19 protein-coding genes, 1 pseudogene and 1 riboswitch are annotated in these 22219 nt (G+C 62.2%); of the genes and pseudogenes, 11 read left to right on the top strand and 9 right to left on the bottom strand.

Features of this window, described 5'->3' with window-relative positions:
* Nucleotides 1-444: 444 nt before the first annotated feature.
* Nucleotides 445-642, bottom strand: a complete 198-nt coding sequence (locus E7813_RS07175) for a hypothetical protein (protein WP_291572271.1) — start codon at nucleotides 640-642, stop codon at nucleotides 445-447.
* 222 nt (nucleotides 643-864) lie between these two features.
* Between E7813_RS07175 and E7813_RS07170 the strand changes: the two genes are divergently transcribed.
* Nucleotides 865-1743, top strand: coding sequence for an IS1595 family transposase (locus tag E7813_RS07170; RefSeq protein ID WP_291572268.1), 879 nt, complete (start codon nucleotides 865-867; stop codon nucleotides 1741-1743).
* 45 nt (nucleotides 1744-1788) lie between these two features.
* On the opposite strand, the gene E7813_RS07165 is transcribed toward E7813_RS07170, so the two are convergent.
* The gene (locus E7813_RS07165) at nucleotides 1789-2874 is read right to left on the bottom strand and encodes a hypothetical protein (protein WP_291572267.1); all 1086 of its coding nucleotides are present in this window, start codon (nucleotides 2872-2874) and stop codon (nucleotides 1789-1791) included.
* Between the two features lie 237 nt (nucleotides 2875-3111).
* Between E7813_RS07165 and recA the strand changes: the two genes are divergently transcribed.
* Both recA and E7813_RS07155 read left to right on the top strand, forming a co-directional pair.
* Entirely contained in the window at nucleotides 3112-4200 is a 1089-nt protein-coding gene (gene recA, locus E7813_RS07160; RefSeq protein WP_291572265.1) for a recombinase RecA, read from the top strand.
* A 410-nt stretch (nucleotides 4201-4610) separates the two neighbouring features.
* Entirely contained in the window at nucleotides 4611-5291 is a 681-nt protein-coding gene (locus E7813_RS07155) for a hypothetical protein (RefSeq protein WP_291572264.1), read from the top strand.
* 318 nt (nucleotides 5292-5609) lie between these two features.
* On the opposite strand, the gene gcvP is transcribed toward E7813_RS07155, so the two are convergent.
* The 3 genes from gcvP to gcvT are packed head-to-tail and all read right to left on the bottom strand — an operon-like array spanning nucleotide 5610 to nucleotide 10024.
* Nucleotides 5610-8483: an aminomethyl-transferring glycine dehydrogenase gene (gcvP, locus tag E7813_RS07150; protein ID WP_291572261.1), complete on the bottom strand. Its 2874-nt coding sequence runs from the start codon at nucleotides 8481-8483 to the stop codon at nucleotides 5610-5612.
* 16 nt (nucleotides 8484-8499) lie between these two features.
* The gene (gene gcvH / locus E7813_RS07145) at nucleotides 8500-8865 is read right to left on the bottom strand and encodes a glycine cleavage system protein GcvH (protein WP_291572259.1); all 366 of its coding nucleotides are present in this window, start codon (nucleotides 8863-8865) and stop codon (nucleotides 8500-8502) included.
* 10 nt (nucleotides 8866-8875) lie between these two features.
* The gene (gene gcvT / locus E7813_RS07140) at nucleotides 8876-10024 is read right to left on the bottom strand and encodes a glycine cleavage system aminomethyltransferase GcvT (protein WP_291572375.1); all 1149 of its coding nucleotides are present in this window, start codon (nucleotides 10022-10024) and stop codon (nucleotides 8876-8878) included.
* A gap of 139 nt (nucleotides 10025-10163) precedes the next feature.
* A riboswitch (glycine riboswitch) is annotated at nucleotides 10164-10252 on the bottom strand.
* A 196-nt stretch (nucleotides 10253-10448) separates the two neighbouring features.
* Here gcvT and alaS point away from each other — a divergent pair.
* A complete protein-coding gene (gene alaS / locus E7813_RS07135) occupies nucleotides 10449-13127 on the top strand; it encodes an alanine--tRNA ligase (protein ID WP_291572257.1) in 2679 nt (892 codons plus the stop codon).
* Nucleotides 13128-13134: 7 nt separating this feature from the next.
* On the opposite strand, the gene E7813_RS07130 is transcribed toward alaS, so the two are convergent.
* The 3 genes from E7813_RS07130 to E7813_RS07120 are packed head-to-tail and all read right to left on the bottom strand — an operon-like array spanning nucleotide 13135 to nucleotide 15188.
* Nucleotides 13135-13419, bottom strand: coding sequence for a DUF3303 family protein (locus E7813_RS07130; protein ID WP_291572254.1), 285 nt, complete (start codon nucleotides 13417-13419; stop codon nucleotides 13135-13137).
* A gap of 17 nt (nucleotides 13420-13436) precedes the next feature.
* Entirely contained in the window at nucleotides 13437-13943 is a 507-nt protein-coding gene (locus tag E7813_RS07125) for a DUF3455 domain-containing protein (protein WP_291572252.1), read from the bottom strand.
* Nucleotides 13944-13970: 27 nt separating this feature from the next.
* Nucleotides 13971-15188 carry an NADP-dependent isocitrate dehydrogenase gene (locus E7813_RS07120; protein ID WP_291572250.1) on the bottom strand — a complete coding sequence of 406 codons (1218 nt, stop codon included), beginning with the start codon at nucleotides 15186-15188 and terminating at the stop codon, nucleotides 13971-13973.
* An 18-nt stretch (nucleotides 15189-15206) separates the two neighbouring features.
* Between E7813_RS07120 and E7813_RS07115 the strand changes: the two genes are divergently transcribed.
* Together E7813_RS07115 and E7813_RS07110 are read left to right on the top strand one after the other, a co-directional pair.
* Nucleotides 15207-15410, top strand: a complete 204-nt coding sequence (locus E7813_RS07115) for a hypothetical protein (protein WP_291572249.1) — start codon at nucleotides 15207-15209, stop codon at nucleotides 15408-15410.
* A gap of 151 nt (nucleotides 15411-15561) precedes the next feature.
* Nucleotides 15562-16764: a TrmJ/YjtD family RNA methyltransferase gene (locus E7813_RS07110; protein ID WP_291572248.1), complete on the top strand. Its 1203-nt coding sequence runs from the start codon at nucleotides 15562-15564 to the stop codon at nucleotides 16762-16764.
* Between the two features lie 161 nt (nucleotides 16765-16925).
* Here E7813_RS07110 and E7813_RS07105 read toward each other — a convergent pair whose 3' ends face one another.
* Nucleotides 16926-17591, bottom strand: a complete 666-nt coding sequence (locus E7813_RS07105) for a TetR/AcrR family transcriptional regulator (protein WP_291572245.1) — start codon at nucleotides 17589-17591, stop codon at nucleotides 16926-16928.
* Between the two features lie 228 nt (nucleotides 17592-17819).
* Here E7813_RS07105 and E7813_RS07100 point away from each other — a divergent pair, with 228 nt between their 5' ends.
* The 5 genes and pseudogenes from E7813_RS07100 to E7813_RS07080 all read left to right on the top strand — a co-directional run.
* Nucleotides 17820-18362 (top strand): OsmC family protein, encoded by a 543-nt coding sequence (locus E7813_RS07100; RefSeq protein WP_291572243.1) that lies wholly within the window; start codon nucleotides 17820-17822, stop codon nucleotides 18360-18362.
* 60 nt (nucleotides 18363-18422) lie between these two features.
* Nucleotides 18423-19547 carry an acyl-CoA dehydrogenase family protein gene (locus tag E7813_RS07095; protein ID WP_291572241.1) on the top strand — a complete coding sequence of 375 codons (1125 nt, stop codon included), beginning with the start codon at nucleotides 18423-18425 and terminating at the stop codon, nucleotides 19545-19547.
* Between the two features lie 75 nt (nucleotides 19548-19622).
* Nucleotides 19623-20501: a sulfurtransferase gene (locus E7813_RS07090; RefSeq protein ID WP_291572239.1), complete on the top strand. Its 879-nt coding sequence runs from the start codon at nucleotides 19623-19625 to the stop codon at nucleotides 20499-20501.
* Nucleotides 20502-20612: 111 nt separating this feature from the next.
* The gene (locus tag E7813_RS07085) at nucleotides 20613-21998 is read left to right on the top strand and encodes a CmpA/NrtA family ABC transporter substrate-binding protein (protein WP_291572237.1); all 1386 of its coding nucleotides are present in this window, start codon (nucleotides 20613-20615) and stop codon (nucleotides 21996-21998) included.
* 94 nt (nucleotides 21999-22092) lie between these two features.
* Nucleotides 22093-22219 (top strand): annotated as a pseudogene (locus tag E7813_RS07080) (nitrate ABC transporter, permease protein); the annotation flags it as partial.

Below are 22219 nucleotides of genomic sequence, written 5' to 3'. Positions count from 1 at the left end.
TCTAGCTTCGTCGGCCAGACGTTCCTCAAGGGATTTACGTTGTGCGAAAGGGTGATGCTCCATGGGTCGATCCCTCAAAGGGGCGGGAGCTTGCAGCACTCTCAGTCACCGATGACTACCAGATACGGGCGCGGTGATGAGTTTAGTTTCTCATGTCGGGTGTACGACACGTGGTCAAAACAGACCGGTTCGGAAAATTAATTAACCTTTGATTAACGAATTGGGACGCTGCACGATTCAAATTAGGACAATTGCCCCCAAATACGGACCCCGGTACTGGACGCAGGCCAGTACCCACCCCCACGGTACTGGCCGAAATAGGCCATTCGCAGAATCAAAATAGGCCACTAGTGAAGTTCGCCCGCAAACTGGCCAACCACTTTCCAGAAAGCGTCGTAAGCCATGAACAAAAATATATAGACAAGGTAAGGAGTGGGCATCCTGCTATTCTGGCGGCCGAAGTTCCGGGGATCGCAGCCACGCGCTCATGTGCGATCCGGTTTCGGCCTGCCGCGCTCTGCGGATTAACTCATCGCGTTTCGCGCCATGTGGCAGCAATTTGGCCTCAGCTCGCAGGCGCTTCGCTTCTTCGGCAAGTCGTTCTTCAAGGGATCGGGTCTGGTTGAAACGGCGGCGCTCCATGACACAACCTCTCGTGGTTTGCGGGTCCTAACCGCTGGGTTTGACGAAGTTCCAATCCTAATATGCCGCCTCAGGGCGATCGGTTCCTTAGTGAACACAAATCAAATTAGGCCACTTTTAACTTCAAACTAGGCCACTACCCACCCCCCGGATATATACCCTACGGACATGTAGAACAAACCCTGATACAGTGCATATATTCTCAGGGAAGGCAGGTTCCACATGGCCCAGAAACCCTCCAAAATCCGCGAATTTCAGAAGCGTTTCCCTGACGAAGATAGCTGCCTGACGCACTTGATGCGCAGCCGCTTTGGCGAGCGTTTTACCTGCTTCAAATGCCTGAAAGAGGCGACCTATTACCGGGTCAGGGGACGCCGCTCGTTCGAATGCGAGCATTGCGGCTATCAGGTCTACCCGACCGCAGGCACCCCGTTTGAAAAGACCCGTACCAGCCTGCGGGACTGGTTCTATGTGATGTTCCTGTTTTGCGAGACGCGGAACGGCGTGGCCGCCAAAGAGGTGCAGCGTCAGCTTGGCGTAACCTACAAAACCGCTTGGCGCATGTGCCACATGATCCGGCTCTATATGGGCTACGTTGACGGCGACTATCCGCTTGGCGGCCCCGGCAAGATTGTGGAAGCCGACGAAACTTTTATCGGCGGTCATGACGTTGCGGGACATGATGACAAAGCCATCGTGCTTGGCATGGTCGAGCGGGGCGGCGATGTTGTCACGCGCGTTGTTCAGGCTCGCACCAAGCAGCATATCGTTCCTCATATCGTGCGGTTTGTAAAAGAGGGATCACGCGTTCACACAGACGAAGCATCGAATTTCAAACTGCTTACCGAAAAGTACGGTTACGACCATGAGGCCGTCGATCACTCCGCGAAGGAGTACGTTCGCGGAGACGTTCACACCAACTCAATCGAGTCGTTCTGGTCGCAAGTAAAACGCGGGATCAACGGGACTTACGTTTGGGTTTCGAAGAAGCACTTGCAGCTTTACCTGCGCGAGTTCGAGTATCGCCATAACTTGCGCCGTCAGCCTGCTTTGATGTTCGAGCTTCTTTTGCAAGCCTTTCCGAAGGTACGGGTTGGGTGACCATCGCCTGCAAGAGCTGGTCGAAACGATATTTAGGCTTTTTGCTCATTGGCGAATCTCCGCATTTTGATATTCGACGCCTTTGGCGGCAATCATCGCTTGTTTTACCTTAATCCATTGGTTGAAAAGCTCTATGGCCTCGGAAAAATTCCGCCGTGATACTTGGCGAAATATAGTTCGTATATTTGTCACTGGTCGATCTTCATAGACAGCAAAAAGCGCGATAAAATCATCTGTCGGGGTTGTCATATCGGGATGGCCCCAATCCATTTCTTGAATGTCGGCAAAGCCGTACTTCCGCACGATAGTACTAAGTCCAGTAAAAGCTGTCTCAAAATGTCCTTTGAATGTTTCTAGCGCCGCAACGTAATCCTTGGGCGGCTGATCCTGTAACGCGATAAGTTTTTCAGTATTTAAGTTGGTGGCTTCGTCCCGAATTTGCTCAATGGTGACTACAAAATATTGAGTTAGCTCGCGTAGCTGTTTCCGTCGTTCTGGCATTTCGGCGGCATCATAGATTATCTTTTTGGGCGCTGGAGGTCTCGCGGTTGGTGCCGGATTCTGCCGCTGTGCCAGTTGATGCTCAAGTGAATCTATTTTTGCTTGAAGCGGTGCTTTAATTTGAGCAACCACTTCCGGAGCTGGCGCACGAACGACGGAAGTATCTACCGTTACTTTTTGTCCGGAAGATACAGTTTGCAAACCAGGTTGTTGGCCTCGATACAACTGCCAGCCAACACCAATCGCGGCGATCACAAGTCCAAGGATTATGACGTGGTAGGGCTCCACTCTTCGAATCCATGTTCGGGCAGAAGGCCCATGCACGATACCAATAGCAGAAAATCGGTCACCGCTGGCTTGCTCGGCAAGCGCCCGCTTTAAGGGGCCCGTTGTGTAGCGATGAAAAAGCCACAGAGTGCCAGCCGCCAATATAATGGGGACCGCCCAAGAAATAACAGTGGAACCATCTGGCGACGATAAGCCAAATTCCGCTGCGATTTGGTCATCCAGCCAACCCATCACGGCGTTCTCCGTGAGAGCAGCGGGTAACCGTTTGAAAATGAGGTGCGCGGCGTAAGTGAGCCCAGCCTGTCCGGCCAAATACAAGAATACCGTCTTGAGCAATTGCATGTGCGCGTCTCCCGCCGCTCTGGGGCCATCCCAGAGTTAGGGGCGGTAGCTATTTGTTTACCACAAGACATGGTTACATGTCCTGCGGGTATATAGCTGCCACCCCCACAAAAAGAACATATTGCGAACGGAGAACAAATAGGGTACGGTGTTCCATCAGCGTTAATTCTTCAGATTCCCTTGTTTTGCGCCCCGTTTGTCCCACTAGCGAATCCCCGCCATAAGGAGCACCACCCAATGTCCGCCACTGCCCTGCGTATCGTCGAAGGATCCTCCATGGACAAGACCAAGGCCCTGTCCGCCGCGCTTTCCCAGATCGAGCGCCAGTTCGGCAAGGGCTCGGTGATGAAACTGGGCAAGAACGACCGCTCGATGGACGTGGAGACGATATCCTCGGGCTCGCTCGGGCTCGACATCGCGCTCGGGGTCGGCGGGCTGCCGCGGGGTCGGGTGGTGGAGATTTACGGGCCTGAATCCTCAGGGAAAACCACGCTGGCGCTGCACACGGTGGCCGAGGGCCAGAAAAAGGGCGGCATCTGCGCCTTCATCGATGCCGAACACGCGCTCGACCCGGTCTATGCCCGCAAGCTCGGCGTCAACATCGATGAACTCCTGATCTCGCAGCCCGATACCGGCGAGCAGGCGCTGGAAATCTGCGACACCCTGGTGCGATCCGGCGCGGTCGACGTGCTGGTGATCGATTCGGTGGCGGCCTTGGTGCCGCGCGCCGAACTCGAAGGCGAAATGGGCGATGCACTGCCCGGTCTGCAGGCGCGGCTGATGAGCCAGGCGCTGCGCAAGCTCACCGCCTCGATCAACAAATCCAACACCATGGTGATCTTCATCAATCAGATCCGGATGAAGATCGGCGTGATGTACGGCTCGCCGGAGACCACCACCGGCGGCAACGCGCTGAAATTCTACGCCTCGGTCCGCCTCGATATCCGCCGCATCGGCGCCATCAAGGAGCGCGACGAGGTGGTCGGCAACCAGACCCGCGTCAAGGTGGTGAAGAACAAGCTGGCGCCGCCGTTCAAGCAGGTCGAATTCGACATCATGTACGGCGAGGGCGTCTCCAAGATGGGCGAAATCCTCGACCTCGGCGTCAAGGCCGGCATCGTCGAAAAATCCGGCGCCTGGTTCTCCTATGACAGCCAGCGGCTCGGCCAGGGCCGCGAGAACTCCAAGGCGTTCCTCAAAGCCAACCCCGACATGACCGCCAAGATCGAGGCGGCGATCCGCCAGAACTCCGGCCTGATCGCCGAACAGATTCTCGCCGGCAGTCCCGAGCGCGACACCGAAGGCGAGGAGCCGATCGAGGAGTGAGATTTTCCCAAATCTTGTTCGTGTGAGTTAAAGTTTGACATTAGCGGGCGCCGAGGACCTGGAATTGCCGAGATCCCCGGCGCCCGTTTTGTTTTGCGTATGGCGGAGAGGACCATGACGCGTCTCATTTTGACGAGTGACGCTTCCACCAGTCTTTCTTTCATGAAGGAAGGTCGGGCCGATATCGCGATCGACCTTATGCTTCGGTTCGTGTGGGGACCGCTGCCGTCCGGCGAAGAACTCGAGACGAGATTGGCGGCGCGGACGACCCAAGCGCCGGCGGGCATTGGCTCGATTATGTATCGACACGCAAGGTCGAGGAGGTCGGCTGGAAAGATCTCAGTTTGATCGACGTGTGCCGGCGTTGCGAAACCGTCGAATTATGGTTCGACCCAAATCCGAATGCTCAATTGGAACTGGTCTGGCTGCTTGATTATTTTCGGTCTCATCCGGAAATCGGGTCCAGGCTGGGATTGCGCCTTGTCGATATCGAGATGATCGAGCTTCGGCAGCTTGGCAAGTGGCAGCCGCCGGCCGTCCCCGTCACCGAAAGGGAACTGGCGACGGCAAGCGCGGCCTGGCAGGCGTACCGGGCACCGACGCCGGAAGCCTGCTTCGCTCTGCTTGGCCAGGATTTGAGCGCTTTGCCGCTGCTGAGGCCGGCCCTGCGCGAATTGCTTGAAGAGCTCCCCTCCAGCGTGACCGGGCTTGGCGCGACGGAAATGCGTTTCCTGGAGCTGATCGCGAGGGGATACCAGCGGACAAACGCGCTTTTCCACCTTCGCAGCTTGCGAGGGACGCGCATCTTCGGTGAGTTCGAGCACGGCTATCTGCTTGATGCGCTTGCCCATGGTCCAACCCCGGCCGTGGCCGGTCTCGACGAGGAGCTACGCACGCTCGAACGGGAAAACTTCCGGGATCGTGTCCACGCCTACCACCGAAGCCGGCTGTCGCTGACCGACTTCGGCAAGGCGATCGTCGCGCACAAGGAAGATTTCAGCCGGCACAACCCGATCGACCGCTGGTGGGGCGGCACGCACCTGACCAACGACCGGCTATGGCGCTGGGATTCGATGCTGGTGAAGCCGTAAGCGATGAACGCCATGAGCATAGGTGTGTGACTTAGAATTCGACGTTAACGGGAAGGGAGGAAGTCGGATGACTTGGGGTCTCGCTGCCATTTTCTTTGGCTCCCGAAGGCGTCAACGCTTCGCCATTGCTGCCGTATTGCCAAAGGAAATTCACGACAGCAAAAGGACTTGGAGCTCTAAGCGAAAGCTCTTGATTCACTCGCGGCGTTTCACCGGCACTTCAAGTTCGGCCTTCACCTGACTTCGCAGGTTCACCGTTCCGGGCAGATGTCCAGCATGCCGGAGACGTCTTTCTTTTCCGTCAAAGGACGGACCGCCTCACTCTGCAGCCTCCGCGTAATCCGCGACCGGAGGACACGAGCACACCAGGTTGCGGTCGCCATGGACGTTGTCGACCCGCCCGACCGGACACCAGTATTTGTCCGACCGCGACGTGCCAGCCGGGAAGCAGCCCTCGGCGCGGCTATAGGCGCGCGCCCAGCCGTCGTCGGCGATATCGTGCACGGTGTGCGGGGCATGGCGCAGCGGCGAGGCCTCGACCTTCCAGCGCCCAAGCTCGATCTCGGCGATCTCCAGCCGGATGGCGATCATGGCGTCGCAGAAACGGTCCAGCTCCGCCTTCGATTCGGACTCGGTCGGTTCGATCATCAGCGTGCCCGGCACCGGAAAGCTCATGGTCGGGGCGTGGAAGCCATAGTCGATCAGCCGCTTGGCGATATCGTCGACGGTGACGCCGGTCGATGCCTTCAGCGGGCGGGGATCGACGATGCATTCGTGGGCGACGCGGCCCTTGGCGTTGCGATAGAGCACCGGGAAATGGGGGGCCAGCCGGCTGGCGATATAATTGGCATTAAGGATCGCGATCTCGGTGGCCCGCCTCAACCCTTCGCCCCCCATCATCAGGATGTAGATGTAGGAAATGGTCAGGATCGACGCCGACCCGAACGGCGCCGCCGACACCGGCCCGACCGCGTGTGGCGTTCCGCCGTCGGTCACCGGATGTCCCGGCAGGAACGGCACCAGATGCGCTCTTACGCCGATCGGCCCCATGCCCGGGCCGCCGCCGCCATGCGGGATGCAGAAGGTCTTGTGCAGATTGAGATGGCTGACATCGGCGCCGTAGTCGCCGGGCCGCGACAGCCCGACCTGCGCGTTCATGTTGGCGCCGTCGAGATAGACCTGCCCGCCATGGCCGTGCACGATTTCGCAGATTTCGCGAATATGCTCCTCGAACACGCCGTGGGTGGAGGGATAGGTGATCATGATGGCGGCGAGGCGTTTCGAATGTTGCGCGGCCTTGGCGCGCAAATCGTCGACGTCGACATCGCCCCTGCTGTCGCAGGCCACCACCACCACCTCCATGCCCGCCATGCTGGCGGAGGCTGGATTGGTGCCGTGCGCCGAGGAAGGGATCAGGCAAACTTTGCGATCCGCTTCACCGCGCGCGGCGTGATAACAGCGGATCGCCAGCAAGCCGGCATATTCGCCCTGCGCGCCGGAATTCGGCTGCAGCGAGACCGCGTCATAGCCGGTGATGTCGCACAGCCACCGTTGCAGCCGCGCAAACAGCGCGTGATAGCCCGCAGCTTGTTCGCGCGGCGCGAACGGATGAAGCTCGCCGAATTCCGGCCAGGTCAGCGGGATCATTTCCGAGGTGGCGTTGAGCTTCATGGTGCAGGAGCCCAGCGGGATCATGGCGCGGTCGAGCGCGAGATCGCGGTCGCTGAGCTTGCGCATGTAGCGCAGCAGCTCAGTTTCGGACCGATAAGTATGAAATACCGGATGGGTGAGAAACGCGCGGGCGCGTTTGAGTTCGGCGGGCAACGCGTCGCCTGCATCGGCCGCGATGTCCGCATAGGCAAATTTGCCACCGAACGCGCGCCACACCGCCTCCACGGTTGCGGGCGTCGTGGTCTCGTCCAGCGCGACGCCGAGCGTGGACTCATTGATCCGCAAATTGATGGCTTCGGCCCGAGCGCGCGCGACGATCTCGTTCTGCTTGGCACCGGCGTGCACCGTCACGGTATCGAAGAACGTGTCCGACTGCGGCACGAAGCCGAGCTTGCGCAATCCCGCCGCCAGCACGGCCGTCAGGCGATGCACGTTGCGGGCGATGTGGGTCAGTCCCTCCGGGCCGTGATAGACCGCATACATCGAGGCGATAACCGCCAGCAGCACCTGCGCGGTGCAGATGTTGGAGGTGGCTTTTTCGCGGCGGATGTGCTGCTCGCGGGTCTGCAGCGCCAGCCGATAGGCCGGCTGCCCCCGTGAATCGATCGACAGCCCGACGATCCGCCCCGGCAGCGAGCGCTTCAACCCGTCACGCACCGCCATGTAGGCCGCGTGCGGCCCCCCATAGCCCATCGGCACCGCAAAACGCTGGGCAGAACCGATCGCGATATCGGCGCCGAGTTCGCCCGGCGAGGCCAGCAGGGTCAGCGCCAGCAGGTCGGCCGCGACGATGGCGAGCGCGCCCTTGGCTTGTAGCGTCGCGATCGCAGGCCTGAAGTTGCGCACGGCGCCGGAAGTGCCCGGATATTGCAGCAGCGCCCCGAACACCTCGGCCGGTGCAAGATCGGCGAGGGGATCGCCGACCACCAGGTTCCAGCCCAGCGGTTCGGCGCGGGTGCGCAGCACCGCCAAGGTCTGCGGATGCACCTCGCGGTCGACGAAGAACGATTTGTGCTTTGATGGCGCAGCGCGCTCGGCCAGCGCCATCGCTTCCGCCGCCGCCGTGGCCTCGTCGAGCAGCGAGGCATTGGCCACATCGAGGCCGGTGAGATCGCAGATCATGGTCTGGAAATTGAACAGCGCCTCCAGCCGGCCCTGGCTGATCTCCGGTTGATACGGCGTGTAGGCCGTGTACCAGGCGGGATTTTCCAGAATGTTGCGCTGGATCACCGCCGGCAGAATGGTGCCGGAATAGCCTTGGCCGATCAGCGAGGTGAACGCCTGGTTTTGCGCGGCGAGCTCGCGCATATGCGCCAGCGCCTCGGTTTCGCTGAGCGGCGGGCCGAGGTCGAGCGGCGTTTTCTGCCGGATCGACGACGGCAGCGTTTCAGCGATCAGCGCCTCGAGGTTTTTGGCGCCCACGGTCTCCAGCATCGCCTGGATATCGCGCGGCGAAGGCCCGATATGGCGCCGGGCGAAGGTGGTGGCGGCCTCGTTGGCGTGTTTGCGGTGCGCGGTCATGGTCATATCCTCATCATCACGCCGTGTGCGCCTTGTAGCCGGCCTCATCCATCAGGCCGCCGAGTTCGCTCTTGTCCGCGATCTTCAGTTTGAAAAACCATGCCTTGCCGCCGGCGTCGGAATTGACCAGCGCGGGCTCCGCCGCAAGCGCCTCGTTGACCTCGAGCACTTCGCCTGAAATCGGCGCGTAGACGTCGGACGCCGCCTTGACGGACTCGACCACGGCGGCGGCTTCCGCCTTCTTCAGCTTGCGCCCGACCTTCGGCAGTTCGACGAACACGACATCGCCGAGCTGCGACTGTGCGTAGTCGGTGACGCCGATGGTGGCGACGTCGCCCTCGATGCGGAGCCATTCGTGGTCGGACGTGAACAGCGTGGTCATGACAATTCCTTCAGCGTTTATAGGTGTTGGGAACGAACGGCATGGCTGTGACCCGCAGCGGCAGCCGCTGCCCGCGCAATTCGGCAAACACCGGAGCGCCGGCCACCGCGAGCGGCGAGGGGAGATAGCCCATCGCGATCGGCGCATTGAGGCTCGGGCCGAAGCCGCCGGAGGTGACCGCGCCGATTGGCTCGGAGGAGGTAGTGTCCGCAAATAACGGCGCGCCTTCGCGCACCGGCGCGCGGCCTTCGGGTTTCAGCCCGACGCGGCGGCGCGGCGCGCCGTTCGCAAGCTGGGCCAGAATCTTGTCCGCGCCGGGGAAGCCGCCCGCGCGCGCCCCGCCGTGGCGGCGGCTCTTCTGGATCGACCATTCCAGCGCGCCCTCCACCGGCGTGGTCGTGGTGTCGATGTCGTGGCCATAGAGGCACAGCCCGGCCTCGAGCCGCAGGCTGTCGCGGGCGCCAAGCCCGATCGGGAGTACGTCACTGTTTGCCAGCAACCTCGTCGCCAGTGACTCGGCGCGTTCGGCGGGCACCGAAATTTCAAAGCCGTCCTCGCCGGTGTAGCCCGAGCGCGAGAGAAAGCAGTCGATGCCGTCGACCACATGCGGGCCAGCGTCCATGAACCGCATCGCCGCGGCGTCCGCGCAAACTGTCGCCAGCACCGATTCCGCCTTCGGCCCTTGCAGGGCGATCAAGGCGCGGCCGGCCAGCGGCTCGATCTCGCAAACGTCAGACAGATGCGCGCGCAGATGCGCCTCGTCCGCGGCCTTGCAGGCGGCGTTGACCACCAGAAACAGATGGCTGCCGAAATTCGCCACCATCAGGTCGTCGAGGATGCCCCCGGCACCGTTGGTGAACTGCGCGTAACGCTGCCGGCCCACCGCGACCGCGACGATGTCCTGCGGCACCAGCCGCTCCAGCGCCAAAGCGGCATCTTCGAGCTTGCCGGATTTCGGTCGCAGCGCGATCTGGCCCATGTGCGATACGTCGAACAGGCCGGCAAGCTTGCGGGTGTGCAGGTGCTCCCGGAGCACGCCGGTGGCGTATTGCACCGGCATGTCGTAGCCGGCGAACGGCACCATCTTGCCGCCGCGCGCGACATGCAGCGCGTGCAAAGGGGTGCGTTTCAGCGGGGATTGGTCGTCGCGCGCAAGCATCATGGGACCCTCGCGGTTGCCGGGGGAGATTCCCCGAAAACCCGCGCAAGCCCCATCTGTCGCTGTGCCTGAGAGTATTATCCCGTCGGCGGACGCATTTTTCGGCTTTCGCCGGTCAGCGTCTCTTTCCAGATGCTACCAAGTCACGCGGTCCGTTTGCCTGAGAGTTTCCGGGGCGGTTGCTCCTTCGGCGCCGACACTTAAGCCGGTCTCTCCCGACGTGACTGTCTCCTACTAGATAGGAGGAAAACACGGCTGCGCCAAGGCTGTCAACGCGGCCCGCGCGGCTATCAACGGTTCCTGTGCTGGTGCGGCAACCCGCTGATTCGTTGCACACTTTCTGGACACCGCCTGCACCCTTGTCTAAAAGCGGTGCGCTGGAAGTGCCTGCCCTACAGGCGATACTGGGTGCGATGGGACCGATATGAGCGGCGTTAACGAAATCAGGTCGGCATTCCTTAATTATTTCGCGGCCAACGGCCACGAGATCGTGCCGTCGTCGCCGCTGGTGCCGCGCAACGACCCGACGCTGATGTTCACCAATGCCGGCATGGTGCAGTTCAAGAATGTCTTTACCGGCATCGAGAAGCGGCCCTACCAGCGCGCCACCACCTCGCAAAAATGCGTGCGCGCCGGCGGCAAGCACAACGACCTCGACAATGTCGGCTACACCGCGCGGCATCATACGTTCTTCGAGATGCTCGGCAATTTCTCGTTCGGCGATTATTTCAAGGACCGCGCCATCGAGCTCGCCTGGAATCTGGTCACCAGGGAATTCGGACTGCCGAAAGATAAACTGACGGCGACCGTCTATATCGATGACGACGAGGCCTTTGGTCTCTGGAAGAAGATCGCAGGCTTGCCGGATTCCCGCATCATCCGCATCGCGGGCTCGGACAATTTCTGGCAGATGGGCGACACCGGACCGTGCGGGCCCTGTTCGGAAATCTTCTACGACCATGGCGACAAGATCTGGGGCGGGCCTCCGGGTTCACCCGAGCAGGACGGCGACCGCTTCATCGAGATCTGGAATCTCGTCTTCATGCAGTTCGAGCAACTCGAATCAGGCGTCCGCAATCCGCTGCCGAAACCCTCGATTGACACCGGCATGGGGCTGGAGCGCACCGCCGCGGTGCTGCAGGGCAAGCATGACAATTACGACATCGACCTGTTCGTGGCCTTGATCCGCGCCGCCGCCGAATTGACCGGGGCCGATCCGCAAGGCCCGCAGAAGGCGTCGTTGCGCGTGATCGCCGATCATCTGCGCGCCTCGTCGTTCCTGATCGCCGACGGCGTATCGCCGTCGAATGAGGGCCGCGGCTATGTGCTGCGCCGGATCATGCGCCGCGCCATGCGCCACGCGCAATTGCTCGGCGCCAGGGATCCGCTGATGCACCGGCTGGTATGGGCCCTGGTGCGCGAGATGGGCCAGGCCTACCCCGAACTGGTGCGCGCCGAGAACCTGATCGAGGAAACCTTGCGGCTGGAGGAGACCCGGTTTCGCAAGACGCTGGAGCGCGGACTTTCGATTCTCGACGACAAGAGCGCCACGCTTAGGAAAGGCGACATGTTCGACGGCGATACGGCGTTTACGCTGTACGACACTTACGGCTTTCCGCTCGATCTCACCCAGGACGCGCTGCGCAACCGCGGCATCGGCGTCGATATCGCCGCCTTCACCGACGCGATGGACCGGCAGCGCGCCAAGGCGCGCGCGGCATGGGCGGGAAGCGGCGATACCGCCAGCGAGAATGTCTGGTTTCCGTTGCGCGAGAAATTCGGCGCCACCGAATTCCTGGGCTATGAGACCGAGAGCGCGGAAGGCGAGGTCGCCGCACTGGTGCGGGACGGCAAGGAAGTCGCAAGCCTGAAGACCGGCGACAGCGGTTCAATCGTTCTGAACCAAACGCCGTTTTATGCGGAGTCCGGCGGCCAGGTCGGCGACACCGGCATGATGACCGGCGACGGCGTGCGGTTTCGCGTCACCGATACCCAGAAGAAGGCCGGCGATCTCTTTGTTCATGTCGGCACCGTCGAACAGGGCACGCTGAAACCGGGTGCGGCTTTGCTGCTCGAAGTCGATCACGCCAGGCGCGCCTCGATCCGCGCCCACCATTCCGCGACACATCTGCTGCATGAAGCGCTGCGGCAGGTGCTCGGCGATCACATCGCGCAACGCGGCTCGCTGGTGGCGCCGGACCGCTTACGCTTCGACTTCGTGCACCCGAAGCCGATCACGCCGGACGAATTGAGCCGCGTCGAGGACATCGCCAACAATGTCGTGCTGGAGAACGACGAAGTCATCACCCGGCTGATGGGAGTGGATGACGCCCGTGACGCCGGTGCCCGCGCATTGTTCGGCGAAAAATACGGCGACGAAGTGCGCGTGGTCTCGATGGGCAAGACCGCGCGCGAGCACGGCGCCAACGCGCTCGGCTGGTCGGTGGAATTGTGCGGCGGCACCCACGTGCGCCGCACCGGCGATATCGGCTTGATCTCGGTGACCGGCGAAAGTGCGGTCGCATCCGGCGTGCGCCGGATCGAGGCCTTGACCGGCAACCACGCCCGCAAGCACGCCAACGACACCATGGCGCTGGCGAAGTCGGCCGCGCACGAGTTGCGCACCTCGCTCGACGAACTGCCGGCGCGCATCGCCTCGCTGATGGAGGAGCGCAAGAAGCTCGAGCGCGACCTGTCGGACGCGCGCAAGAAGCTGGCGATGGGCGGCGGGGCGTCGGCTTCCAACGGCTCGGGGGCCGGCAGCGGCGTGCGCGAGGTCGGCAACACCCGGCTGATGGCGCGCGCGGTCGAAGGCATCGAGATGAAGGATCTCAAGAGCCTGGTCGACGACGGCAAGAAGCAAATCGGCTCGGGGGTGGTCGCCATCGTCGCCGTCACCGAAGACGGCAAGGCCGGCGTCGTGGTCGGCGTCACCAGCGACTTGACCTCGCGCTACAACGCGGTCGATCTGGTCCGCGTCGCTTCCGAGGCGCTTGGCGGCAAGGGCGGCGGCGGGCGGCCCGACATGGCGCAGGCCGGCGGACCCGATGGCGCCAAGGCAAATGCTGCGCTCTCGGCCATCGAAAAGGCGATGGGCGGCTGACGCCCTGCTATTTATCGTCGAGGAACGGCGCCACGACTTCGCGGGTTTCCTTGCTCGGCACCACCGGCACGATCTCGAACGTCATGCCGAGCCCCTGGCAGTTCAGAACCCATTCCTGAAGCAGCCGCAGGTCGTCGCATTCCATCAGCTGGAAGCAGCGGTCGAAGTTGGGCTCGATCCAGCTTGCGACGTATGTCAGTCCTTCGGGAAACTTGATGCCGGCATCGCGCACGCGCCGGTAGACCGGGATTGGGTCGCGATCCCTGAAGCGCTCGATCACCATGAACAGCATCGCACCCCTCCCGCCGTTCAGGCCTTGCGCAGGAAGACATATTCGGCGGAGTAGGGCGCGCTCGCGAAGCTGCCGGCGTTGTCGCACACCCCGTCAAGCTTGCCGCCCTTGGTATTGATCCGCTGCACCGCGGTGACGCCGGTGAGGATGCCGTTGCCGCGCCGGGAAATCACCTCAAGCTTGAGCCAGGGAATATCGTTCGGCGTCGCACCCGGCGCGCTAGCGGTAACCTTTCCGACCACCGCGCTGCCATCGCCGTGTTCCCAGTTCGGCCCGGCATAGTGACGGCCGACGGTCCTGCCATCGGCCAGCAGCGTCGCGATCGGTTCGCGGAATACCCAGCCGAGCTTGCCGTCGGCGCCGGCCTTGCATTCGTAGACCTGCGCGCCTTCGGCGTGCACGCTGAGCACGATGGTTTCTCCCGGCGACGGGGCGACGGCCTCGGCGGGCGTTTCTGCCGGCGCGCTCACCGGCAAACCCGACAGCAGCAGTAACGCCAGCGCGGCACTCCTGGGAAATAGCATGGCCGCGCTCTCCGCATTGGCGGTTCGTTATGCCGTCGCCATCGCTTTCGTGAGATTCTCGGCGACCTTGTCGAGGAAGCCGGTGGTGGACAGCCAGCGCTGGTCGGCACCGACCAGCAAAGCCAGGTCCTTGGTCATGTAACCGGCTTCGACGGTTTCGACGCAGACCCGCTCCAGCGTCGCCGCGAACTTCGCCAGAGCCTCGTTATTGTCGAGCTTGGCGCGGTGCGACAGCCCGCGGGTCCAGGCGAAGATCGAGGCGATCGAGTTGGTCGAGGTCTCCTTGCCCTTCTGATGCTCGCGGTAATGCCGCGTGACCGTGCCATGGGCGGCCTCGGCTTCGACCGTCTTGCCGTCGGGCGTCATCAGCACCGAGGTCATCAGCCCCAGCGAACCGTAACCTTGCGCCACAGTGTCGGACTGCACGTCGCCGTCGTAGTTCTTGCAGGCCCATACGTAGCCGCCGGACCATTTCATCGCAGCCGCCACCATGTCGTCGATCAGGCGATGCTCGTAGGTGATCTTCTTGGCGTCGAATTTCGGCTTGAATTCCTTGTCGAAGATGTCCTGGAAGATGTCCTTGAAGCGCCCGTCATAGACCTTGAGGATGGTGTTCTTGGTCGACAGATAGACCGAATAGCCCTTCGACAGGCCCATGTTGAGCGAGGCGCGGGCGAAATCGGCGATGGAATCGTCGAGGTTGTACATCGCCAGCGCAATGCCGGCGCCGGGCGACTTGTAGACCTCCCGCTCGATCACCTTGCCGTCCTCGCCGACGAATTTCATCGTCAGCGTGCCCTTGCCCGGAAATTTGAAGTCGGTGGCGCGATACTGGTCGCCGAAGGCATGGCGGCCGATGATGATCGGCTTGGTCCAGCCCGGCACCAGCCGCGGCACGTTCTTGCAGATGATGGGTTCGCGGAACACGACGCCGCCCAGGATGTTGCGGATAGTGCCGTTCGGCGACTTCCACATCTCCTTGAGGCCGAATTCCTTCACCCGGCCTTCGTCCGGGGTGATGGTGGCGCATTTGACGCCGACGCCGACCTTCTTGATGGCGTTGGCGGCATCGATGGTCACCTGGTCGTTGGTCTCGTCGCGGTGTTCCATCCCGAGGTCGAAATACATCAGGTTGATATCGAGGAACGGGGTGATCAGCTTGTCCTTGATGTATTGCCAGATGATCCGGGTCATCTCGTCGCCATCGAGTTCGACGACGGGGTTGGTCACCTTGATTTTTGCCATGGCAGGTCGGGCCTTTTCTTGGAAGCGCGCGTTTCGGGCGAGTGGCGGTTGCCGGGTCGCTATAGCACCCGAAAACGTGGGCTGGAAGGCGAATGGGCGGGCAACTGGGGCCTGATTTCGAGCCAGCTGGAAACCGGCGTCGCGGCGATATCCCGAAACAACCGCGCCGGGCGCGGTCGTGATCGCCGGTCGGTTTGCCACGGAATTTTCTTCTGCAATTGAGGTTTTGCTCGAGTGTCAGGTTGTGTCCGTAACCCGGTTATTTTGCTTGAGAAATTCTGCCGGACGGGCAATCCAGTAAGGCGTTCCTGCAGCGCGTCCGATGAGACCTCGATTCAAGATCTTCAGACGTTGAATCAGAAAGTGAAGTGAGATGTCCGGCTCGGGCACCGACAAGACCAAATCAGGCGTCACGCTAGCCGGCCCCGTTGTCGTGCTGGTCGAGCCCCAGCTCGGCGAAAACATCGGCATGGCCGCGCGCGCGATGGGCAATTTCGGGCTGACCGGCTTGCGGATCGTCAATCCGCGTGACGGCTGGCCGAACATGCATGCCCGGCGCGCCGCCGCCGGCGCCGATCATATTCTGGACCAGGCCGAGCTGTTCGACACCGTCGAACAGGCGGTCGCCGACCTCACGCTGCTGTTCGCGACCACCGCCCGCGCCCATGACCAGGCCAAGCCGGTGGTGGCGCCGGAAGTCGCGGCGCGCCAGATCGCGACCGACATCGCCGGCGGCGGCAAGGTCGGCATCCTGTTTGGCCGCGAGCGCTACGGGCTGCAGAACGAGGAGGTGGCGCTGGCCGACCGCATCATCACCTTTCCGGTCAACCCCGGCTTCGCCTCGCTCAACCTTGCGCAGGCGGTGCTCTTGATGGGTTACGAATGGTTCAAGCTTGCGACCGAGGGCGCGTTGCCGTTTGCGATGCCCGAGCGTTCCGAGCGCGCCTCGCAGCACCAGATGCAGGCGTTCTTCGACAATCTGGTGCGCGAGCTCGACCAGGTCGAATTCCTGCGCCCGGCGGAAAAGCGCGAGACCATGCTGGTCAACCTGCGCAACATCTTCTCCCGCAAGGAGCCGACCAAGCAGGATATGCACACCCTGCACGGCGTGGTCATGGCGATTGCGGAAGGGAGAAAGGGTCCGGCCAAGGGCGGGGTGCTCGACGGCGAACAGGCGACGCGGCTGCGGGCGTTGCTCGCCGAGCACGGGCAGGGCGCGTTGCCGTCGGAAAGCGGCACGGTGCGCGGGCTGGCGCGGTTGCTGCGGCGAAACCCGACCGATGCCGAACGCATCCTGTGGCGGGCGTTGACCACCGATCGCCGCTTCGCCGGGCAGTTCAAACGACAGACGCCGGTCGGCCGGCATATCCCGGATTTTGTTTCCTTTGTGCACCGGGTGGCGATCGAACTGATCAATCCCGGCGAGACCGATGTCATCGCGAAAGACCGTGCGGCACGCCAGGCATGGCTGGAGCAGCGCGGCTACCGGGTGGTCCGGATCGATGTCGCCGATGTCGAGCGCGATATCGCAGCGCAGCTAGACCGGCTGGAGGCTGGGCTTCCGCAGGTTCGCTAGGGTTTTGCGGTCCAACGTCTTCATCCTTCGAGACGGGTGCAAGTGCGCGCCCTTCGGCGATGAGGTCCCTCATGGTGAGGAGCACGGTGGCGCCGCAGCGTCTCGAACCATCGGGCCCGAAATGCTCGACTACGATTCGACCCCGCCGCAAGTGTTGGAAGTCAGACGGCTACGAGTTGCGCCGTCGCCGCGCCGGTTCGTTTCGGTTTCCTCAGCTTCGAAGGCGCGAACAGGGAATCGGCGGCCAATCCCGCCATGTCTGCGACGCCGGGATTGCGGGAGACCATGGCTGCGACGATCGCGCCGTCCATCAGAAGGGCGAGCTGATGGGCAAGCATCTGCGGCTCCGCCGCGCCCATCTCGCTCGCCAGTTTCTCGATGTGCGCCAGGACGACTTTCTTGTGCCGCATCGCGATCGCGCGAAACTGCTTCTGATCCTTGTCGTGTTCGCCGACGGCATTGATGAAGGGACAGCCATAGAAACGTTCCTGGCCAAACCAGTCCTTTAGCGCAGGAAAAATCCGAGTCAGTTTGGTCTGGGCATCGCCGCCGCCCGACTCTAGCGCGGCGATAAACCATTCGCGCCACTGCTTGCCTTCGGTCTCCAGCACGACATGCACGAGGTTGGTTTTCGAGCCGAACAATTTGTACAGCGTGGTCTTGGCGGTACCGGCTTCATGGATGATCGCGTCGATGCCGGTCGCGTTTATTCCGTCCTTGCAGAACAGCCGTGTCGCGGCACTGAGCAGGCGCCCGCGCGCGGACTCGTCGTCACCGCCGGAAGATTTTATCGCAACGGATCGCTTCTTCGCCGATGGTCTGCCCATGTGCGCAGTTAATCCAACTGTGCCGCATGCATCAAGCCGCATTTTTCTGCGCTCAAAATAATCTCGGCAGTCAGCAGTTGCATCACGTTTGAGCAATTCGCCATTGACCGATTCGAAGGCAGCGGCGGCTAAGCGGCTTCAACGCTTCGCGTTTTCGTTTCAGTGCCGTCTGGCACGGTTCATGCAGGAAACAGACCGTTCGGTATCCTACCTCCAGGGAGAGAAATAATGACTGCTGTCGCTCAAAAAACAGTGCTTACAGGCTGCCTTGCCCCGATCGACAAAAAGGGGCTGGAACAGCTCATCGCGAACGGCAAGGCCAATCCGCAGGTCATCAAGACCTTAAAGTGCAAAACGGTGGCCGAGGGCAAGTTCCGTCATGCCAATTACATCCGCAACCTTGCGCCCTACATCGTCGACGAGCCGCCGGGTCTGTTAGGCGACGACACCGCTCCCAATCCCTCCGAGGCCTCGCTGGCCGCACTCGGCTCCTGCCTTGCGGTCGGGCTTCACGCCAACGCGGTCCATCGCGGATGGACCGTCAACAAACTCGAACTCGAACTCGAGGGCGACCTCAACATCACGGCGGTATGGGGCACCGGCGACGTCAGCGAAAAGCCGGTCGGCTTCACCGATGTGCGGGTCAAGGTCGACATGGAGTGCGAAGGCATTCCGCAAAGCGAGATCGATGCGCTGGTGACCCACGTCAAGAAGTGGTCGCCGGTCGCCAACACCTTCACCCGGCCGGTCAATCTCGAGGTCAGTGCGTAGAGGGCGCGCGGCGCCGTGATTTGCAACAGGCTTTGAAATTCCCGCAGTTCGGAGAGTCCGATGAGTTCAGTGGCCGCATCGCGTCTACCGGCCGACCAGGACAGCGATCTTTCGCCGCTATCGGTCGCCGGCGAGGTCGCGGTGATTGCGCGTAAAGAGCTGGCGCCGCTGGCGGCGGCGATCGACGCCGGCACGCTCTATCCGGCCGACCTGTTAAGACGCCTCGGCGAGGCCGGGGCCTGGGGAAGCCACCGGCCGAGCAATGGCGCAGCCGACCTGCGCTGCGCCATTCAATCGATCTCGGCCCTTGGCGAAGTCTGCGGCGCCACCGCCTTCATGGCGTGGTGCCAGAACACGCTGGTCTGGTACGCCGCGAATTCCGGCAATCCGGCGCTGGCCGGCAAATTCACCGACGCGGCCGCGACGGGAAGGATTCTCGGCGGCACCGGCCTTTCCAATCCGATGAAAAATTTCTTCGGGATCGAGAAGCTGAAATTGAAGGGCCGCAAGGTCGACGGTGGCTACGTCGTGCGCGGTGCGCTGCCGTGGGTGTCGAATCTCGGCCCGGATCATTGGTTCGGAACGATCTTCGAGATCGAGGGCAGGTCCGGCGAGATCGTGATGTTCCTTGCCGATTGCGCCGATCCCGCTGTCGCGCTGCAGCCCTGCAAGCCGTTCCTCGCCATGGACGGCACCGGCACCTACGGCGTCCAGTTCCGCGACGCCTTCGTGCCCGACAATCATGTTCTGGCGGAGCCGGCGGGTCCCTTCGTCGGGAAAATCCGCGCCGGATTCATCCTGCTGCAGGCCGGGATGGGTATCGGCCTGATCAGGGATTGCATCGCGATCATGAACGAGGTCGCCGAGCCGCTCGGTCACGTCAATCGCTACCTGCAGCAACAGCCGGAGAGTTTTCAGGATCTGCTGGCCGATCTCGAGGCCGAAACGATGGTGCTGGCGCGCGACCCGTTGAATGCGGACGACGGCTACTGGCGCCGCGTCGTGGCGCTGCGCCTGAACATCGGCGAGGCCGGCGTCGCTGCCGCGCACGCGGCGATGCTCCATTGCGGCGCGCGGGGTTACCTGAAGAGCCATCGCGTCCAGCGCCGGCTGCGCGAGGCTTACTTCGTCGCCATCGTGACGCCGGCAACCAAACAGCTTCGCAAGATGCTCGCGCAAGCCTGAGGCCCATGGTGCGAGTTTTGAAACGGATTTCGCAATCGACCCTGACCATCAACCACCAAACAGGAGAGGCCTGACATGACAGACGTTCTGATTTCTGCCGGCGAACTCGCCAATCTCTCGGCCAAAGAGCCGTGTGTGATCATCGACACGCGAAATCCCGATGCCTATGTCGCGGGGCACCTCCCCAACGCGGTGAACGTGCACGAAATCTTCACCTACCTTGCGACCTCGACCCCGGAAGGCATCCACGAATTGAAGACCAAGTTCGCCGACGCCTTCGGCAAGGCCGGGCTTTCCGGCAAGGAAACCGCCGTCGTTTACGAGCAGTCGATGAATACCGGCTTCGGTCAGTCCTGCCGCGGCTACTACCTCCTGACCATGCTGGGCTATCCCAAGGTTAAGGTGCTCGATGGCGGGTTCGAAGCCTGGGTCGCCAAGGGCTTGCCGGTCACGACCGACGTGCCGAAGCCGACGCCCGCATCGTTCACGATCGTTCCCGGCGCCGGCGACATCCTGATCGATGCCAAAACCATGCTTGCCGCGGTCGGCAAGCCCGGCGTCGCGTTGCTCGACGTCCGCGACGTCGACGAGTGGATCGGCGAAAGCTCCTCGCCCTATGGCAAGGATTATTGTCCGCGCAAGGGACGCATCCCGGGCGCGGTCTGGCTCGAATGGTATCGCATGATGAAGCCGACCGCAGAGGGCCAGCGCTTCAAGTCCAAGAACGAGATTTTGGCCGAATGCGCCACGGTCGGCATCTCGCAAAATACGCCGGTGTACCTCTATTGCTTCAAGGGCGCGCGGGCGTCGAACACCTTCCTTGCGCTCAAGAACGCTGGCGTCAAGGACGTACGGATGTATTTCGGGTCGTGGAACGAATGGTCCCGGGATCCATCGCTGCCGATTGAACAGGGCTTGCCGACCGATGCCAGGCTGACGGGCAAGGCGGCCTAGCCGAGCAAATTGTCGCAGCCCGGCTGCGGGTTAGCGGCCGGGCTGCGACTGGCGCAGCTTTTGCCTGTGGGTTTGCTCAATACCTCTCAACACTTGGCAAAGGAATCCCGGATGTCCACCTTCGACGACGCCTTCGACGCCGATCGCAAGCTCTCACGCTCGGGCTGTGTTTGCGGCCAGCATCGCTCGGAGGACGAGCATAATCAGGCGACCCCGTCGCTGCGTTGCGAGCCGGTTCCAACCGAGGAGCAGCGTTACCAGGGCGTCGTGGCCTCAGCCGTCATGCGCGCGATGTTTCCAAAGGATGCGGCGCGCCGGGCTTTCCTGAAATCGGTCGGGGCATCGACGGCGCTTGCCGCGATCTCGCAGTTCTTTCCGCTCCGGACCGCGACCGAGGTTTTCGCCGAGGCCGGCGCGCCGGAGAAAAAAGACCTGAAGGTAGGCTTCATTCCGATCACCTGTGCGACGCCGATCATCATGGCCGCACCGCTCGGCTTCTATGCCAAACACGGCCTCAACGTCGAGGTCGTGAAGACCGCGGGCTGGGCCGTGATCCGCGACAAGACCCTCAACAAGGAATACGACGCCGCGCACATGCTGGCGCCGATGCCGATCGCGATCACGCTTGGCCTCGGCGCGCAGGCGATCCCGTTCACCGTCCCGGCCATCGAGAACATCAACGGCCAAGGCATTACGCTGGCCATCAAGCACAAGGACAGACGCGATCCGAAGGACTGGAAGGGCATGAAGTTCGCCATTCCGTTCGACTACTCCATGCACAACTACCTGCTGCGATACTATCTCGCGGAAAACGGCCTCGATCCCGACACCGATGTGCAGCTGCGTTCGGTGCCGCCGCCGGAAATGGTCGCCAACCTCCGTGCCGACAACATCGACGGCTTCCTCGCGCCCGACAATATCTGCCAGCGCGCGATCTATGACGGCGTCGGTTTCATGCATATGCTGTCCAAGGAAATCTGGGACGGGCATCCCTGCTGCAGCTTCGCCGCGAGCCGGGAGTTCATCACGGGATCGCCGAACAGCTTTGCTGCTTTGACGCGGGCGATCGTCGATGCCACCGCCTACGCCTCGAAACCCGAGAACCGCAAACAGATTGCGGAAGCCATTGCGCCAGCGAACTACATCAATGCGCCGGTCACCGTGCTGGAGCAGGCGCTCACCGGAACTTACGCAGACGGCCTTGGCGGCATCAAGATCGATCCCAGGCGGGTCGACTTCGATCCGTTCCCCTGGCAATCCTTCGCGGTCTGGATGCTCACGCAGATGAAACGCTGGGGCCAGATCAAGGGCGACGTCGATTACAACGCGGTGGCAGAGCAGGTCTATCTCGCCACCGACACGCGCAAGGTGATGCAGGACATGGGACTGACGCCGCCGTCGGCGTCGTACAAATCGTTCTCGGTGATGGGCAAGACCTTCGATCCCGCCAAGCCTGAAGATTATCTCAACAGCTTCAAGATCAGGAAGCTAACGTGAGGGCGGCAACTTCTCCTTCTTTACCTCTCCCCGCGTGCGGGAAGAGGTCGGCTGGCGCGCGTCAGCCCCTCTCCCCGCAAGCGGGGAGACGGAGATGACTTCCTCGCTTCGCTTCCGCGCGGCGATCGTGTCGGTCGTGCTGTTCGTGGCCTTCATCGGCATCTGGCATATCGCGACCCGCGGAACTGCCGCGGTCGCCACCATGACCCCCGAATATGCCA

It is taken from the genome of Bradyrhizobium sp. (assembly GCF_004799405.1).
Lineage (GTDB): Bacteria > Pseudomonadota > Alphaproteobacteria > Rhizobiales > Xanthobacteraceae > Bradyrhizobium.
This window is presented reverse-complemented; position numbering and strand designations above follow the sequence as displayed.